The 16,571-nt window shown below is 64.7% G+C and carries 16 protein-coding genes; 2 read left to right on the plus strand and 14 right to left on the minus strand.

Annotation, left to right across the window (positions count from 1 at the left end):
- The coding region (locus tag IE209_RS29995; protein WP_189690559.1) for an acyltransferase family protein at positions 1-1,116 on the minus strand (1,116 nt) is incomplete at its 3' end.
- A 50-nt stretch (positions 1,117-1,166) separates the two neighbouring features.
- On the opposite strand from IE209_RS29995, the gene IE209_RS30000 reads away from it, so the two are divergent.
- Positions 1,167-1,562 carry a hypothetical protein gene (locus IE209_RS30000; protein WP_189690560.1) on the plus strand — a complete coding sequence of 132 codons (396 nt, stop codon included), beginning with the start codon at positions 1,167-1,169 and terminating at the stop codon, positions 1,560-1,562.
- Between the two features lie 159 nt (positions 1,563-1,721).
- On the opposite strand, the gene IE209_RS30005 is transcribed toward IE209_RS30000, so the two are convergent.
- The 12 genes from IE209_RS30005 to hda form a co-directional block, all read right to left on the minus strand.
- Complete coding sequence (locus IE209_RS30005; protein ID WP_189690561.1) at positions 1,722-3,131, minus strand: MBOAT family O-acyltransferase; 1,410 nt, start codon at positions 3,129-3,131, stop codon at positions 1,722-1,724.
- Positions 3,128-4,213, minus strand: coding sequence for an SGNH/GDSL hydrolase family protein (locus tag IE209_RS30010; RefSeq protein ID WP_189690562.1), 1,086 nt, complete (start codon positions 4,211-4,213; stop codon positions 3,128-3,130). The genes IE209_RS30005 and IE209_RS30010 overlap by 4 nt, the downstream gene beginning before the upstream one ends.
- A gap of 22 nt (positions 4,214-4,235) precedes the next feature.
- Positions 4,236-5,249, minus strand: coding sequence for a glycosyltransferase family protein (locus IE209_RS30015; protein ID WP_189690563.1), 1,014 nt, complete (start codon positions 5,247-5,249; stop codon positions 4,236-4,238).
- Positions 5,242-6,084, minus strand: a complete 843-nt coding sequence (locus tag IE209_RS30020; protein WP_189690564.1) for a polysaccharide pyruvyl transferase family protein — start codon at positions 6,082-6,084, stop codon at positions 5,242-5,244. Before IE209_RS30020 ends, IE209_RS30015 begins: the two co-directional genes overlap by 8 nt.
- 201 nt (positions 6,085-6,285) lie before the next feature.
- Positions 6,286-7,746, minus strand: a complete 1,461-nt coding sequence (locus IE209_RS30025) for a lipopolysaccharide biosynthesis protein (RefSeq protein WP_189690565.1) — start codon at positions 7,744-7,746, stop codon at positions 6,286-6,288.
- Between the two features lie 91 nt (positions 7,747-7,837).
- On the minus strand, positions 7,838-8,704 hold the full coding sequence (locus IE209_RS30030) for a glycosyltransferase family 2 protein (protein ID WP_189690566.1): 867 nt from the start codon (positions 8,702-8,704) through the stop codon (positions 7,838-7,840).
- Positions 8,701-9,894, minus strand: a complete 1,194-nt coding sequence (locus IE209_RS30035) for a polysaccharide pyruvyl transferase family protein (RefSeq protein ID WP_189690567.1) — start codon at positions 9,892-9,894, stop codon at positions 8,701-8,703. The genes IE209_RS30030 and IE209_RS30035 overlap by 4 nt, the downstream gene beginning before the upstream one ends.
- 1 nt (position 9,895) lies before the next feature.
- Positions 9,896-10,978: a nitroreductase family protein gene (locus tag IE209_RS30040; RefSeq protein ID WP_189690568.1), complete on the minus strand. Its 1,083-nt coding sequence runs from the start codon at positions 10,976-10,978 to the stop codon at positions 9,896-9,898.
- Between the two features lie 163 nt (positions 10,979-11,141).
- Positions 11,142-11,606, minus strand: a complete 465-nt coding sequence (gene folK / locus IE209_RS30045) for a 2-amino-4-hydroxy-6-hydroxymethyldihydropteridine diphosphokinase (protein ID WP_189690569.1) — start codon at positions 11,604-11,606, stop codon at positions 11,142-11,144.
- A gap of 3 nt (positions 11,607-11,609) precedes the next feature.
- Positions 11,610-13,154, minus strand: coding sequence for a polynucleotide adenylyltransferase PcnB (gene pcnB / locus IE209_RS30050; protein ID WP_189690570.1), 1,545 nt, complete (start codon positions 13,152-13,154; stop codon positions 11,610-11,612).
- On the minus strand, positions 13,151-13,840 hold the full coding sequence (locus tag IE209_RS30055; RefSeq protein ID WP_189690571.1) for a histidinol-phosphatase: 690 nt from the start codon (positions 13,838-13,840) through the stop codon (positions 13,151-13,153). Before IE209_RS30055 ends, pcnB begins: the two co-directional genes overlap by 4 nt.
- Positions 13,837-14,511, minus strand: coding sequence for a DnaA regulatory inactivator Hda (gene hda, locus IE209_RS30060; RefSeq protein ID WP_189690572.1), 675 nt, complete (start codon positions 14,509-14,511; stop codon positions 13,837-13,839). The genes IE209_RS30055 and hda overlap by 4 nt, the downstream gene beginning before the upstream one ends.
- 108 nt (positions 14,512-14,619) lie before the next feature.
- Between hda and purM the strand changes: the two genes are divergently transcribed.
- On the plus strand, positions 14,620-15,672 hold the full coding sequence (purM, locus tag IE209_RS30065; RefSeq protein ID WP_189690573.1) for a phosphoribosylformylglycinamidine cyclo-ligase: 1,053 nt from the start codon (positions 14,620-14,622) through the stop codon (positions 15,670-15,672).
- Here purM and IE209_RS30070 read toward each other — a convergent pair.
- A complete protein-coding gene (locus IE209_RS30070; protein ID WP_189690574.1) occupies positions 15,669-16,565 on the minus strand; it encodes a LysR family transcriptional regulator in 897 nt (298 codons plus the stop codon). The genes purM and IE209_RS30070 overlap by 4 nt on opposite strands.
- Positions 16,566-16,571: the final 6 nt, after the last annotated feature.

A 16,571-nucleotide genomic window follows, 5' to 3' on the forward strand; every position in this document is an offset into this window, starting at 1 on the left:
GCTGCCCGCCATCGTCTGGAATGGGTGCCCGCGATCAGTGGAATGCGCACTTATCATCGGCTGCTCAACATATCTATTCAGCAACTCAGAAATTATCAATGAAACCGGAAGCGAGCAACAAATCAACAAAAATACATAGAGAGGCCTGGAGTCGACTTGCACGACTTCGATAAGGAATTTTGCAACCATGAAAATCACTATCATATGCACACAATAAAATGCATATGACAGTCGACCCAACCATTCAGAAAGTGGATTGGTTAGAAACCATTTGAAAAACCTATGGACAGGCCCACCCATAAAATGCAGAACTGAGAAGGTCACACACCAAGCCAATGCACCCAAACCCTGGCGCCAGCGACTTATCGTCATAAGCGCGATGCATCCAAAAATTAGCATTGCCTGGCGCCTCGACATGCGGCCATGAGCGACTTCTCGATATACACAGCAACTAACATAGCCGATAAAAAAAAGATAAAGGTTGCTCAGCAAAAATGAGCCCTGCATCCCATAGCGCGTAAGAAACAAAAGAACCCCGAGTCCAACCACCACAACTGCAATGCCGATTTTGAATCGTTTTGCAAGGAAAAGCAACAAAGGCGCGACAATGTAGAACTGCCACTCGAGCGTCAAGCTCCACGCCTGCCCCACAAATGCATAAGACGTAGAGTTCAAAATACTTTCCGGGACCAATCCATGGAGCAAAAATATATGCAAGACAAGGTGTAGTAGAAAGTTCTTTTTACTTTCAAGCAAATACCGCAACCGCCCCTCCGTTCGCAGTGAATCCCACGGCATAGTCTGCAATACCTGAATGGACCAGTCCAGAATCAGGACCGACACCGCCAGACAGACCAAGTAAACGGGAAACAGTCGGAAAGCGCGCCTTGTCAAATATTGATAATAGTTATCACGTGACTGCTCGAGATTCAGGGCTATAACAAATCCGCTAATTACGATGAAGACGCCAACTGCGGTATCCCCGTTTGCAAGCACCCAGCCCCAGCCACTGTGCTTTTGGAACGCAAGGGTGGCCATGGTTGTGACATGCGTCACCCATACCCACAGGGCCAGATAGCCTCGCATACCCTCTAGCCCATACACCTTGTTGCTCATCATTCCCCCTTGTGGTTCAGCAATGCTAACGTCGCTTCGCATCAGCGGGCATGCAGGTTCCGCGCCATCCAGCGATGTGGGCGGAACCAGGTGCACGACTGTCTGAAGGCGCGTCCGGTAGACGTGAACTGCCCCCCGCAAAGTTCGGTGAATTTAAAGGGGTCATGGGCAGCGATGCAAAAATGAGGCGCGGGAACGAGGCCGCATCCCCACCGATATGGACAAGCCTGTCAGGACGGACGGCCATCGAGGACAAGGGCTGCCGCAGTGTGATCGAAGGCGTGCGCATCTCGCTTGCCAGACAATGCCACGGCATCACCACAATGCTCGACGCCATGATCAGACGGCGCATCGCTATTGAGGCGGCTATCGGGCACATGAAATGGACCCGCAACAGGGACACAATCCGTTCAAGGATTATCTTGGCGGCGCGTATCACTGTGTGATATGCGGCGCTGGACGTAACCTGCGCCTGATCATTGCCACACTACGGCTCGATTTCGTCCGATTTAGGCCATCGATGCGAGCACCCATGGCAGCGCTGATGGCCCCTCCGCTTGAAAACCGAGCGGCCTTCGACTGAAAACGGAGTGTTCTGAGCAAACTCAGAAATTGAAGTAGATGAAGCCCCCGGAGCCGCTCTGGATCGCGAGTAACAGGTAGAAGCATCCAACAAGTGCTCCAACCTTAAGTAGGCGCGGCCAAGCCAGCACGGAACGCCGCAGACCAGCCTCCAAGCGATCAGGAACAGCATGCAGCAGTGCAGCCAACACGAGCAGCACGCACGCCTGCATTGGCAGGGCCGGCGTGGTGCCACCGCCCGAGAACAGGGCGCTGACGAATTCGACGGCCGAAGAAAGCCCGTCGGCGCGGAACAGGATGCGCGAGAACGATACGATGCTGAAGGTGAGCACGATGCTCCAGACGACGGCCAACGGGCTGAAACCGGCGACTGCGCCGCTGTTGCGCCGGTAGCGCTCATAGCCCACCACAAGGCCGTGAATGAGCCCGTACAGTGCGAAATTCCAACCCGCGCCATGCCATATTCCGATCGCCACAAAGGTAATGAGCAGGTTTAAATAGACGTTGCCGTACTTGGATCCACCGACAGCGAAGTAGAGGTAGTCACGGAAGAAGCTGGACATCGAAATATGCCAGCGCTGCCAAAATTCGGAGATGGAGCGCGCAGCGTACGGCCGGTTGAAATTTTCCATCAGCTCGAAGCCGAATATCTTCGCAACCCCACGCGCAATGTCGGTGTATCCAGACAGGTCCATGTAAATCTGGAACCCGTATGCATAAACCGCCATGACTAGGAACCAGGTGGAATAGCCGTGCGGGCTGGCGAATGCCGGATCGACGATCTGCGAGGCCAAGGCATCGGCAAAGATGATTTTCTTGGCGAAACCGCGCACCACAAGGAAAAGCCCATCTTCGCACGCAGGCCCGGTGATATTGCCGCCCCGCTCGATCTGAGGAAGCAGCTGGGCCGCGCGGCTGATGGGACCGGACAGAACCGTGGGAAAGAACGAGACGAACAGTGCGAAATCCCTGAGGGAATGCGTGGCGTCGATCTTGCCGCGGTAGACGTCCAGCACGTAGGACAGAGACTGGAAGGTATAAAACGAAATACCTATTGGCAGCACCACCCTGAGCAATTGCTGCTCACCCGGCAGGCCGAACTGCGTCAGGAGGTGGGCGAGCTCCTCCACGAAGAAGTCGGCGTACTTAAAGAAGCACAGTGTCAGCAGCGAAATGCCTACCGCCACTGCCAGCACCAGCCGGGGATGCCCCGCACCTGAATGCCGGCAACGCGCCAGCGCAGTGCCGGCCCGGAAATTGACCAGGGTCAGCAGCAGCAGGATGGCCGCGAACTGGACATCCCAGGCCATGTAGAAGTAATAGTTGGCCACGAGCAGGATGTTCTTGCGGGCACCGACCCGGGGGCCGGCCCAGAAACAGGCACACCACGCCACGAGCGCGAACACGAAAAATCCCGCCGATTGGAATGTCATGGGCGCTCCACCTTCAGGCCTGCCTGCGCAAGCGCCTCGAACAACAAGCCGCTCACCAATTCCTCTCCACGGGGGCTGAAATGCGTGGCGTCACCGAAGAACGCCTCTCCCCGAGGCACACGGCGCGCCAAGTCGAGCAATGGCACTCCGGCCGCCTTGGCGGACTGTTCGATCACCGTGTTCAGGCTGTCATAGAGTTCGATCAGCCCCGTGGGTGACAGGCAGTTGGCGAAACTGAGGGCTGACCGCGCAAGGCGCGCCTGGGTGGTTGCATCCTGCTCCGCGCCGAACGCACGCCCGTTGGTCGCTACCAGCACGTGGGGCGCCGCGGTCATCGCCACGCGCAACAGGCTGTCCATCCGCTGGCGATATCCAGCGGCGTCGAACCCCTGCACCGGAGCGGCCGATTTGGGGGCTGGCGGCCGCATGAACGACGTGAGGCGCCGGACCGTATTGAAGGACAACCACCAATCGGGCATCTTGAAGACGGGAACACGCTGTGGGACGGGAGCGTCGGAGCGCGCTCGGGTGCAGAAGTCGGATACGTCGTTGAAACCCGGCAGCACGACGATCCAGTCGGGCGCCAGCGGTCGGATCACGCGGTCGATCAGCGTCTGCTGGTTATCCAGGCGATAGCCGGCGATCCCGGCATTCACCACTTCGAACCGGCTCCCGCCTGCAGCCTCGTTGAGTTTCCTTTCCAGCCGCGCACTGAACATGCTTTCGTTCGTCGCAGCCAGTTCGCCCATCACCGTCGACGCACCCACCACCACGATCCGCACCTTGCCGCTTGGGCCAGGGGCCACTGCATTACTGCGGAACCCCAGGCTGTTGATCCGGAATGCCGGGCGCGTAGCGCGCGGATTCAAGAGTTTCAATCCGGTATCCGCATCGATTCGGTACCGGGTGGTGTCGTTCATGACCGCGATGAGCCCCTGCCCTGTGCGCTGGTATTGGCGCACCTGCAGCACCACCTCGACCGACAGCACGACGAGGAGCGTGGCCAGCACCACGAGCACGAAACCCGCCACTCCGCGGCTACCCCTGCCGTCCCCCAACCACGCGCGCTCACACAGCTTCATGTCCAATGTCCTTCCAGGCCTGTCACGGGCGGCTGAACACCGGCGCCAGGGCTTGGGCGATCGCCTCATCACCGAACGCATCGTTCAGGCGGCGTCCCGCATCGGCAGGTAGTTCATGTGGGGCGTGGGTGCCGATGCGCTGCGCCAATGCGTCCAAGTTCGGCGCCAGGACCAGGAGGTCGTCACCCACCTTGGGGGCAATCCATCGAAGGAAAGGCGTTTCAACCGCCAGCACAGGCACGGGCAACGACATGGCATAGAAAAACGAACCGCTCACGACCGTGCTCTCGCCTGCATGTGCGAGCACGATCCCATCGCTTGCGCGGATCAGTGCCTGTGCCTGGGCTTCTTCCAGATACCCAGGCCGGTAGAAGATGTTGGGACGATCGACGGCTCCGATCTCGGCGCCATAGGCATCGTCCTTTACGAAGCCGATGATCAGCAGATTCTTGTTGTCCGGAAACGCGCGCGCCATTTCCAGGATCTGCTTGTACGCGACGATTCTTCCGAACATCACGTAGTACTCGCGCGGGAGATCCCACCCTGCGGCCGCCGCTGCCGATACGCTGCACGCCACACGTCTGTACAGCGGGTGGGGAACATAGAGGTACCGCTGCGCGGGCTCGGCGCCGGAATGGCTGATCACCGAATGAAACATCCGCTCATATCGGTCGATCATTCTTTTGGCGGCATTCTCCTGCCCTCGGTGGATCAGGTGCGGATAAATGTTGTGCCGCACGAAGACCAGCCTGCGTGAAACCAGCCGGGCAAACACTGTTCTCAAAAACACGCGGAAAGCCTTGCGGGCGTTTATCTTCCCTGACCCTTCCTCCAGCGCATCGTTCTCGGTCCAGTTGAAGAAGGTAACATCGTAACGCCGCATTTTTCCGGCCAGGAGCAGGCCCAGGAATTTCTTGATTGGGACCATCTTCTCGACGGAACCAAATCGCGCCAACACGTCCTGCATTCGACTCACATACGCATTGTTCGGCTCGATATATGGGATGTAGGCAATCCGGCGCTTCGCCTCACGCATCCTCTCCCCTCCCCCGCCAGATATCGATAGGGAAGGCATCCAGCAACGGCTTGGGATCGAATCGCGGCCCTGCCATGCCGCCCATTTCCAAAGCCTCCTCAATACTTTTTGCGGCCTCCATTTCCGCACGACCAGTGCCCATCATGTAATCGTTGTACTTAAATGGTTTCTCGGTTTCGGTATAACGGACGTAGCGGGCAGGAATGCCATACGCCTCGGCAATCACAATCCCATGCAGGGAGCTTGAAATCACCAATTCGGCCTGCAGAATTTGCTTAACACAGTTGTTCCAGCTGTCCAAAGGCGATACAAGGTGTTGCACCTTCTCTTCCTGAAGTTTTTTCAGGTCGTGGAGATTAGGTACTACAGCATATCTTTTCCTGGGATCGGCACGAAACCGTCCTGGAAAGACATGCGGCAGAAGCAGCGCCGGGTCACCATAGATCTCAGGCACATCAATACCGCGCTGCATCAGGAACTCGCGGGTCAATGGGCCTCGAACCGCCCTCACGTCGAGATCGGCATACCGGTGGTGGGTGTCGTCCGTCGCCTTGCCGTTGACTCCCGAACCCCAGACCACATCGCCGGTGCGGCCGAAATGCACAACCGATCCGATGGTCAGAAGCCTTCTCGGTGCCGGCACAGATTCCTCGATCACGTGACCATGATCGGCCAGGATTTTCGTGACAAGGACGCGCGCCAAATGGTCGCCGAAATTCCGATGGCCAGAACTTGGCGACCAGCTGAATACCTCAACTTCGGCGTGGTCCGGCGCAGGTTGCTGCGGCGGTTCACGTCTGAATAGGTTGCGAACGCGTTGTTGGAGTGTCTTCATAAATATTGCGAAACCATTCTCGTTCGGGTGTATGACACCCGATGAGCCCGATGGACGCTGCCCCCGCCCCGACGAGGGGGCGCGTCTGCGTCACCCTCGCGATGCTCCCCAGCACGCCTGCCAGCATAGAGCGAAGCAAGAGACGGACCGGATTCGGTCCGCTGGCCGCTGGCCTGCATCCACGCACACACGGTGCCGCCATCACCGACGCCGCATCTGCCGCAGTGCGGCGAAGCCGCTGCGCAGCCGGAAGAAGCCTTGCGGCCACAACAGGTTGAACAGCAGCCACGTCAGGAAAAAAACCAGCAGCTTAAAGCCCAGCACCACCACAGCGAGGTGCTGGAATGGGTGCAGCAGACCGCTGGCCAGCAGCACTGCGCCGCCAGCGCCCACGGAGGCGGCAGCAGATTGCGCCACAGATCGGCCAAAGTCCTGCATGCAGATGCCCGTGCCGCGGAACGTCAGTCGCAGCGTGGGCCAGAGCAGTGCGTACACGGCGATGCCATAGCCGGTCGCCACGCCCAGGGGCCCCCAAGGCAAACCCACAGCGAATGCGGTGCAAACCGCCACGGCGTTGATGAAGCCAAGCTTCAGATAGTCACCCGACCGGCCTGCAGACAACGCGACCAAGCCTCGCAAGCTCGCGACCGGCTGGATGAACGCAGTTGCCGCCAGCACCTGGAAGATCGGCACGACTTCCATCCACCGGGAGCCCAGCAGCAGTGCGATCACCTCCTCGGCCGCGACGGCCAAAAAAGCGACCAGCGGCATTGACACCATCGCCAGAAGAAAGCTCACCTTGCAGTAGTAGGCTCTGAAATCCTGCGGGCGGTCTTTCAGATGAACCATGGCCGAGAAGGCCACCGCGTTGATGGGCGCACGCAGGTTGGTGATCGGGAACATCAGTAGCTGGTACGCCCGACTGTAGAGGCCCAGGGCCTCGGCCCCCCAGAACCGCCCGATCAGTACATTGTCCAGGTTGCGGTGGAAGTAGTTGACCAACTCGAACGCGGTCACATGCCCGCCGAACCGGAGCAGATCGCGCGTGTGCGGATCGCGCCGCGGCCGCTGAACTCGGAGCGGCGACAAGGCCACGGTCAGCAGGCTGGTGGCGGCGGTGCCCGCGAGCGCCCCCCAGACCAGCGACCAATAGGCGCCCCCGCGGAATGCCAGCACCACCGTCACGGCCAGCGTGAGTGCGGCCCCCACGATATCAGCGAGCGCCCTGCGGTGAAAAAGCATCAGCCGCTGCAACGTCGCCGCATGCTGATTACCCAGCCCCGCCAAGGCGAACGACAGCGAAAGCGCAAGGGTAACAGGCACGGCTTGCGGCGCAGCGAACAGCCAGCCAACGGCGGGCGCGGCAGCGGCGACGATGGCCGTCAGCGCCAGGCCAACCAGGACATTGAGCCAGAACAGGTTGCTCGCCTCCACCGGGCCGAGTTGCGCACCTCGCTGCACCGAGGCCGTCGACAGACCGAAGTCCCTGAAGACGCCGACGAAGGCGGTGACCGACAGCACCATGGCCAGGACGCCGAAATCGTCGGGCGTCAGCAACCGGGCCAGCACCACCGTGGAGGCCAGGTTGATGAAGACGATGACCATCCGTGCGCCCACGGTGACAAGGCCGCCCCGGATGGAGCGCTTGGTGATGTCGCCCATCTCCGCCGAAGGAGCGGCCTTCATCGGTTCGGCCCCGCTTGTCCTTCGCGGCCACTCGCGCGGCACCCGCCATGCATAGAGAGGCACCTGCTCACTTGCGTTGCTGCACGCGGCGTTCGTACATCTGCAACAGCCTTGCGGCGATCCGGGCCAGTTGCCAACGCACCACCCCCATTGGCGGGTAGACCCGCTTCAACGTCGGCGACGGCAGGCTGTGGCAGGCGAACTGCGCCTGGCGCACCAGCGCTGGGAACTCCGGCAGCATCGCGATCTGCCGCAGTCCCGCCCGGATGCGCCGCCGCTTCTGGAACAGTGCTCGCAAGGTGCTGCGCGCAGGATGCTCGACCACCATGGCAGGGCTCCATGCGATGCCGTAGCCGTTCGCCAATGCGCGGATGCCGAACTCGTAATCCCCGCCGCTTTGCAACCGCCGGTCGAAGCCGTTCATGGCCTCGAATGCATCGCGCCGCATGGCCATGTTGGCGGTGGCAGCCCAGCCCTGGCCGGCATAGACGTCTTGGTTCAGGTGCATCCGTGCGTCCAGCAGCTCGACGATCGACGGAGGGCTGTGCTCGTACGTCATCACGATGGGACCGGTGATACGCGCATGCGCCTGCGGCTGGCCATGAAAATGGGCACGGATGGCATCGACCCACCCACTTGCTGGCACGCACCCGGCGTCGGTGAACGCCAGGATATCGCCGCGCGCCTGTGCCGCGCCCGCATTGCGCGCCGCGTAGCTGCCACGCTCGAGGCACACCAGCACGCGTACGTTCTGGTGCACATGCTGCCGGGCGAAGTCCTCGACCGGACCGCGGTGCACCGCATCCGAGCCGTTGTCGACAAGCAGGAGCTCGTCCTGCGCCCCGAGTTGCGCCCGCACGGCCTCGGCGGTCAGCAGTGCGGCCGGTCCGTCCTGGTAGGCCGGGATGACGACCGATATGCAGGACTCGCTCATGGCTGTACCGCGGCAGTCTGCGCAGGGTGCCTGCGGCGCAGCAGTTCGAACACGCTGGCCCACATTGCCTCGCCCAAACTTCGCTGGCGCGCCACCGCCGCCTGCAGTTGCTTACGCACGGCGTCGTCCTGCGCGGCTCGCTCGAGCAGCGCCAGCTTGCCCGTCCAGCTGGCGCGGTCGGCCATGTCGATGTTGAGCTCGGGGCAACCATAGTCTGTCATTAAGGCCTGGTACTTGTGCGTCCAGCCGCAGGCCAGCGTAGGCACCGCCGCCGACAGGGCACTGACCAAACCGTGGAACCGGGAAGAAACGACGGCATGCGCCGCTCCGATGACAGCCTTTGTGACGACCGGGGATGGCTCGTCGATGACTGCGAGGGGCCGCGGGAGCAAAGCGTTCAGCTCGCGTGCCAGCTGCCGGTCCTGCGCACCTTCGTGCACCAGCACCATCACCTTGCGGCCCATGCCGGCAAGGCTTTCCGCGCAGCAGCACAGGAAGGCCAGGTAGTCGTCGCGCAGCGGCGCCCGCTCGCCAGCGACCATCTTTTCGTTGGGGATGATCAGGACCGCGCCGCGCACGTGCCCCAGGCGCGCCGGCAGCTCGGCCTTCAGCAGCGGAGTGAAATCAGGACTCAGGCGGACTGTGTCATGCGGCATTTGTGCCAACACGCCCTGCACGTGCTGCAGCGACAACAGATCTCTGGCGAACACCAGGTCGGCCTTGCGCAGCGCGGCGCGAAGCGCCTCGGCGATGCCAGGGCTCTCGAACGGGCCGAACGCCTGCGGCAGCAAAACCAGGGTCTTGCGCTCCGTCTTCCATTGCCCGGCGGTCCGGCCCAGCCGCCGCTGTAACTTCTGCAGACCCCAGTAGTCGCCGTAGGCGAAGCCGGAGGCATCGAGCACGACGTCGACATCGTTCGGCGACATGAAGCCGACGCTCCGCCGAAAACCGCGCGGAAGCAGTTCCATGAGCCGCGATTTGTCCAGCCCGCTGCGTTCGCGCGGGTAGGTGCAATACAGGCCCAGCTCCAGCCGCTGGTCGGACGGCCAGGACGATGGAACCGCCAGGCGTGCCTGCGGCAGTTGCTCCCGAAACTTCTGCCGGATGGCCTCCAGCATGAGGACGGCGCCCTTGTTGTATGGAGAAATCCCCAGGATCTCGATATTCAGGCGCGTCGAGGATTCGGTCACGTCACTTCCAGCTCAGCATTTCATGGACGCTCTTCTTTTCCGAGTGCGGCACCAGTCCCGAGGCGCGTGGATAGCCGACGGCGATCAGCATCACCACGCGCTCGAAGACCGCGAGCCCGAGCAGTTCCGCGATCCTTGCGTCACGCTGCTCCATCTCAGGCCAGTTGATGGCGCACGAAGCCAGCCCCATGGTCTCCAGCGCCAGCATGAATTGCATGTTCGCCAGGCTGGCATCGACATAGATCAGGTGGCGGTCCCGCTCGTGCGGGTAGGCGCTCAGGTCGCCGACGACGGCCAGCAGCACAGGAATATCGTCCGCGTAGCCTGCGGTCCCCATGGGCAGCCGGGCCAACTGCTCCTTGATCGGACCGTCAGCCGCGGCGACGTAGCGCAACGAGTGGCGATTGCAGGCCGAAGGCGCCTGCGCGGCCGCCGCCACCGCCTGGTCAATCAGGTGGCGCGCAACCGGCCGCGACTCGAAGCTGCGCACCGACGCCCGCCGCTGCACCAGCGCGAGGAATTGCGCGTAGCCAACGTCGCTGGCGGGGAGTTGCTCGTAGGGCGCAGGCACGGCCAAGGTGCGCACGGGCAGCGGCGCGTCCGCGGGCATTTGCGTGCTGAGCCGCGCGAACTCCCGAGGCTGGCGCGCATTCGCAGGCCACACCGTCACGCCGAAGTAGCGGGTGAGTACGTCGTGCGCGTAGCGCAGCAAGGGTTGGTCGGCCAGTTGGCCTGCCGTGAGCAAGTTGCCGAAGGCGCGCAGTGTCTCGTCGATGTAGTCGAGCGCGAACACCTCCCGCTGCGGCACCATGCACAAGCCCTTCTCGATGCGGTGGATGTTGCGGCGCATGACCACAGCCGCCACCCCTGCAGAGGCCTGCCGGCGCGCATGGTGTAGACGCCCAGCAACGACCGCCTGCTGTTCGCGCGCGAACGCGCTGCTGGCGAAGAAGTAATAAGCCTTGGCCATGAACTGGCTGCGCGCCGCCATCGACAGCAGCGCCAAATCGATGCGGTCCAGCGCCAGCCGCGTACGGTGCCGCACGAAGCCCTTTGCCCGGGCGACGAAGGTGCGTCTGACCACGGGCTGGCTAGCTTGCGCAGGGGCCACAGCGCCCCCGGCGTGCGGGTCACGGGTTGCATGCATGCGATTGCATCCTTCATGAAATGGCGAAGCCAGCGTAGATTCTCGATTAGTTTAGTGTTGTGGTGCGATGCCGCACCGAAGCGTCGGGGCCCGCCGCGGATCAGTCGATGTGCGCCACGGCCTGTCCGGCGACCCGCAGCAGGTCCGCCCGGGTCACCCGTTCGGGCGCGATCTCGGCCAGCGGCACCAGCACGAACGCCCGCTCCGTCATGCGGGGATGCGGCAGTTGCAAGCGCGGCAAGTCGATCTCGGTGCTGCCATACAGCAGCAAATCCAGGTCCAGCGTACGCGGGGCGTTGCGGTAGGGCCGCTCGCGGCCGGCCGCCGTTTCCAGGGCCTGCAACGCGTCCAGCAGCTCCAGCGGCGCCAGTTCAGTCGCCAACTCGGCCACGGCATTGATGTAGTCCGGCCCGCCGGCATCCATGGGCGCGCTACGGTACAAGGACGAGGCGCGCACCAACCGCGTCGCAGGGAGGGCGGCGAGTTGCTCCAGCGCAGCCAGCACGCTTGCGCGCGCCGCGCCCAGGTTCGCCCCCAGGCCGACGAAGGCCGTGACGGCCGGCACGGCTCAGGCGCCGCTGTCCGGCGCGGGTGCGGCCGCTGCGCGTTCGCCGGCCGGCTTGCGGCGGCGACGCCGTTTTTTGGGCGCCACGGCGAGCTCGTCGCCTTGCGGCACTTCCGCAGCTTCCGACGCCTCGGCTTCGCGCCTGCCCCCCTTCACCACCCGTACACGCGCCCGCCCCGACTCCTCGCGGGCCTGCTCCAGCAGGTCCTGCCGCCGCTCGTCGCTGGCCTGGCTGAACTCCTGCCACCATTCGGCCAGCGCCTCGTCGACCTCGCCGCAGTCGGCACGCAGGCGCATGAAGTCGAACGCGGCGCGAAAGCGCGGCTGCTCAACCAGGCTCCAGGGCGCGCTGCCGGTGCGCTTGTCGAAGCGCGGCTGCATGGTCCAGGTCTCGCGCATGTCGCCGGCCAGCTTGCCGCGGCCCGAGACGTCGCCGATGCGTGCGCTGAACACATCCTCGATCGCGTCCTGCAGTGCGGGGAACGGCGGCTGGCGCTTGTGCTCGATGCGCAGCTTCCAGCCGTCGCGCACGTCGGCCCACAGCACGCAAGCCAACAGGAAGCTGGGCGCCACGGGCTTGCCCTCGCCGACGCGGCGGTCGGTGTCCTGCAGCGCGGCACGCACGAAGGGCTGGTCGGCACGCTCGACCACCAGGTCCAGCAGCGGGTAGATGCCGGTCGCCATGCCCAATTCCTTGAGCTTCTCGATGGTGGCGATGGAGTGCCCGGTCTGCAGCAGCTTGAGCATCTCGTCGAACAGGCGGCTCTGCGGCACCTCGGCCAGCAGCTTCTGCGACTGCACCAGCGGCGCCGCCGTCTTGGGGTCGATCGTGAAGCCCAGCGCGCCGAGCTTGGCCGCGAAACGCACGGCGCGGATGATGCGCACCGGGTCTTCGCGGTAGCGCGTGGCGGGGTCGCCGATCATGCGGATGCGGCGGCTCTGCACGTCCTTCAAGCCGTCGTGGTAGTCCACCACGATCTGGCGCTTGGGGTCGTAGTACATCGCGTTGATGCTGAAGTCGCGCCGCGCCGCGTCTTCCTCCTGCGGGCCCCAGACGTTGTCGCGCAGCACGCGGCCGGTGGCGTCCACGGCATGCTGCATGCCGGCCAGCTCGGTCTTGCTGGTGCGCTCGTTGCCGGCCACCTGCTCGGCCGCGCTGTTGTCCAGGTAGGCACGGAAGGTGGAGACCTCGATCACCTCATGCTCGCGCCCGCGGCCGTAGACCACGTGCACGATGCGAAAGCGCCGGCCGATGATGAAGGCCCGGCGGAACAAGGCCTTGACCTGCTCGGGCGTGGCGTTGGTGGCCACGTCGAAGTCCTTGGGCTTGAGGCCTACCAGAAGGTCGCGCACGGCACCACCCACGATGTAGGCCTCGTAGCCGGCCTGCTGCAGCTGGCTGACGACGTTGTTGGCGCGCTCGTCCACGAGGTTCGGGTCGATCTTGTGGACCTCGGCCGGGATCTCCTGGCGCTTGCCGAACTTGGGGCGGCCGCGGGGGGCGGATGCGCTCTTGCCCAGCAGCTTGTCGATGAGTTTCTTGATCATTGCAGTTTTTCGAACAGGTCCAGGATGCGCCAGCCGCGCGCCTGCGCGATCGCCCGCAGGCGGTCGTCGGGGTTGGTGGCCACCGGGACCTGGACCTTCTCCAGGAGCGGCAGATCGTTGATGGAGTCGGAGTAGAAGGTGCAGTGCACGCGGTCCCAGTCAAGGCCGCGTTCGGCCAGCCAGGCCTGCATGCGCGTGACCTTGCCCTCGCGCGCCGAGGGCACGCCGCGGATCGCGCCCGTGATCCAGTCGCCGCTGCCGTCGGGCAAGGGCGCGCGCTCCAGCTCCACGGCGATCAGGTGATCGATGCCCAGCGCCTGGGCGATGGGCCGGGTCACGAACTCGTTGGTGGCGGTGACCAGCAGCAGCGTGTCGCCGCGCGCGCGGTGCTGCTCCACGAGCGCGCGTGCCACCGGCAGCAGGGCCGGCAGCACCATCTCGCGCATGAAGTCGGCATGGGCGGCGGCGGCGGCCTGCGGACCACGCTCGCGCACGGCATCGGTGGCGAAGCGCACGTAGTCGTGGATGTCCAGCGTGCCGGCCTTGTAGTGCGCATAGAACTCGTCGTTGCGCCGGGCGAAGGCCTCGGGGTCGGTCCAGCCGATGCGGGTGGTGTGGACGCCCCAGGCGTGGTCGGAATCGATCTGCAGCAGCGTGTGGTCCAGATCGAACAATGCCAGGTTCAAGTGTGCTCCAGCATGGACTTGATCAGCGGAATGGTGATGGCGCGCTGGGTCTGCAGCGCATAGCCGTCCAGGTGGTCCAGCAGTTGGACCAGGCTGGCCAGGTCGCGGCTGAAGCGCCGCAACATGAAGTCCATCACCTCGTCGGACAGGAAGATGCCGCGCGCGTCGGCCTGCTGGCGCAGCACGGCGCGGCGCTCGGCCTCGGACAGCAGCTGCAGCTGGAACACATGGCCCCAGCCGAGCCGCGAGCGCAGGTCGTCGCGCAAGGGCAGGTCGGCCGGCGGCAGGCTCCCGGCGCCCAGCACCCAGCGCTGCAGGCCCTGGGCGTTGACGAACCAGTTGAAGGCCGCGTGCTGCTGCACCGCCGAGTAGTGCTGCACGTCGTCCAGCAGCACGGCGGCCCAGTCCTCGTCGAATTCCGGCGGCTCCGCCACGCTGGGGTCGAGCCAGCCCACCTTGCCACCCTGGTCGCGCAGCGCCGCGCGCACGGCCTCCAGCAGATGCGTCTTGCCGCAGCCCTCCGGCCCCCACAGGTAGGTCGGCACGGGCGAGCGCGTGGGGCTGCCGGACCACAGCTGCAGATGCTCCAGCGCAGCCTGGTTCGGCCCGGCGAAGAAGTTCGTGAGCAGGGGGCCGGAGGCCAGGCCGATGTCGAGGGCCAACTGTTGCATCAAGGGGATGGAGCGGGTAGCGGGGGGAGCCCCCGTAGAATTCGCGCGGATTTTAGTCTCCTACGCGTACCCATTTGCCCCCTGTGCCGTCGCAGGCACCCTGCCCCCATGAGCAACACCCCCGCCTCCCCCGCCCCGCTGTCCTACAAGGACGCCGGTGTCGACATCGATGCCGGCGACGCCCTGGTCGAGCGCATCAAGCCGCTGGCCAAGACGACCATGCGCGAGGGCGTGCTGGCCGGCATCGGCGGCTTCGGCGCGCTGTTCGAGGTGCCCAAGCGCTACAAGGAGCCGGTGCTGGTCTCGGGCACCGACGGCGTGGGCACCAAGCTCAAGCTGGCCTTCGAATGGAACATGCACGACACCGTGGGCATCGACCTCGTGGCCATGAGCGTCAACGACGTGCTGGTCCAGGGCGCCGAGCCGCTGTTCTTCCTGGATTACTTCGCCTGCGGCAAGCTGGACGTGGACACCGCCGCGGCCGTGGTCGGCGGCATCGCCAAGGGCTGCGAGCTCTCGGGCTGTGCGCTGATCGGCGGCGAGACCGCCGAGATGCCCGGCATGTACCCGGCTGGCGAATACGACCTGGCCGGCTTCGCCGTCGGCGCGGTGGAAAAGAGCAAGATCCTGACGGGCCGCGACGTGGTCGCAGGCGACGTGGTGCTGGGTCTGGCCTCGGCCGGCGTGCATTCCAACGGCTTCAGCCTGGTGCGCAAGTGCATAGAACGTGCCGAGGCCGCCAGCGCCGTGCCGGCCCAGCTGGACGGCAAGCCCTTCAAGCAGGCCGTGATGGAGCCCACCCGCCTGTACGTCAAGACCGTGCTGGCCGCGCTGGCCCAGCACCCGATCAAGGCGCTGGCCCACATCACGGGCGGCGGCCTGCTCGAGAACATCCCGCGCGTGCTGCCCGAGGGCCTGGCCGCCCACCTGAAGGCCGGTAGCTGGCCCCAGACCGAACTGTTCGCCTGGCTGCAGGCCACGGCCGGCATCGACGACATCGAGATGAACCGCACCTTCAACAACGGCATCGGCATGGTGGTCGTGGTGCCGGCCGCCGACGCTGAAGCCACGGCCGCGACGCTGCGCGCAGCCGGCGAGACGGTCTATGCCATCGGTACCATCGCGCCGCGCGGCAATGGCGCCGCGGTGGTGGTGGCCTAAGCCGCCTGCCGGCTCTTCACCCAGTCCATGAAGGCCCGCAACGCCGGGCTCACCTGGCGCCGGCCCGGGTAGTACAGGTGAAAGCCAGGCTCGGGCGGACACCAGTCCGCCAGTGCCTGCACCAGCTGGCCTGCCGCCAAGGCCGGCGCCGCCATGGCCTCGTAGATGTAGGCCCAGCCCACGCCGCCCAGTGCGGCACCCAGCGCCAGGCGCTGGTCGTCCACGGTCAGCGGGCCGGACACATCCAGTGCCTTCGCCACCTCGCCTTGGCGGAACTGCCAGTGGTACAGCGCCCCGCTCGGAAAGCGCTGGCGCACGCAGGGCCGCACCAACAGGTCTTCCGGCACCAGCGGCAGGCCCTGGGCCTGCACCACGTCGGGCCGCGCCACCACGCAAAAGCGCTGCATGGGGCCCACGGGAACCGCGACCATGCCCTGTGGCAGGGCTTCGGGAAAGCGCACGCCGGCATCGAAACCGCCCGGCACGATGTCGGCCATGGCGTCCTGGCTGCTGACCTCCAGCTGGATGCCGGGATGGGCGCGCAGGAAGTCGCCCAGCAGCGGCTCCAGCCACAGGCTCGCGGCGCTGCGCGGCAGGTTCAGCCGCAGCGTGCCGCGCACCAGGGCCTGGAACCGGCCCACGTTGGCCAGCGCACTGTCCAGCCCGGCCAGCAGGGGCTGCAGTTCGGCCAGCAGCGCACGGCCGGCCTCGGTGGGCGCCACGCTGCGCGTGGTGCGCTGCAGCAGCGGCACGCCCAGCGCCTGCTCCAGCGTGCGCACGGCCTGGCTCAGCGCCGAGGGCGAGACGTTCATTGCCTGAGCCGCGCGCCGGTAGCTGGACCATTCGGCCACGGCGGCCAGCGCGCGCAGATGCAGGAGTTCGGGAGCGGCCATGGCCAC

This window comes from Pseudorhodoferax aquiterrae (assembly GCF_014652235.1).
Classification (GTDB): Bacteria; Pseudomonadota; Gammaproteobacteria; order Burkholderiales; family Burkholderiaceae_C; genus Pseudorhodoferax; species Pseudorhodoferax aquiterrae.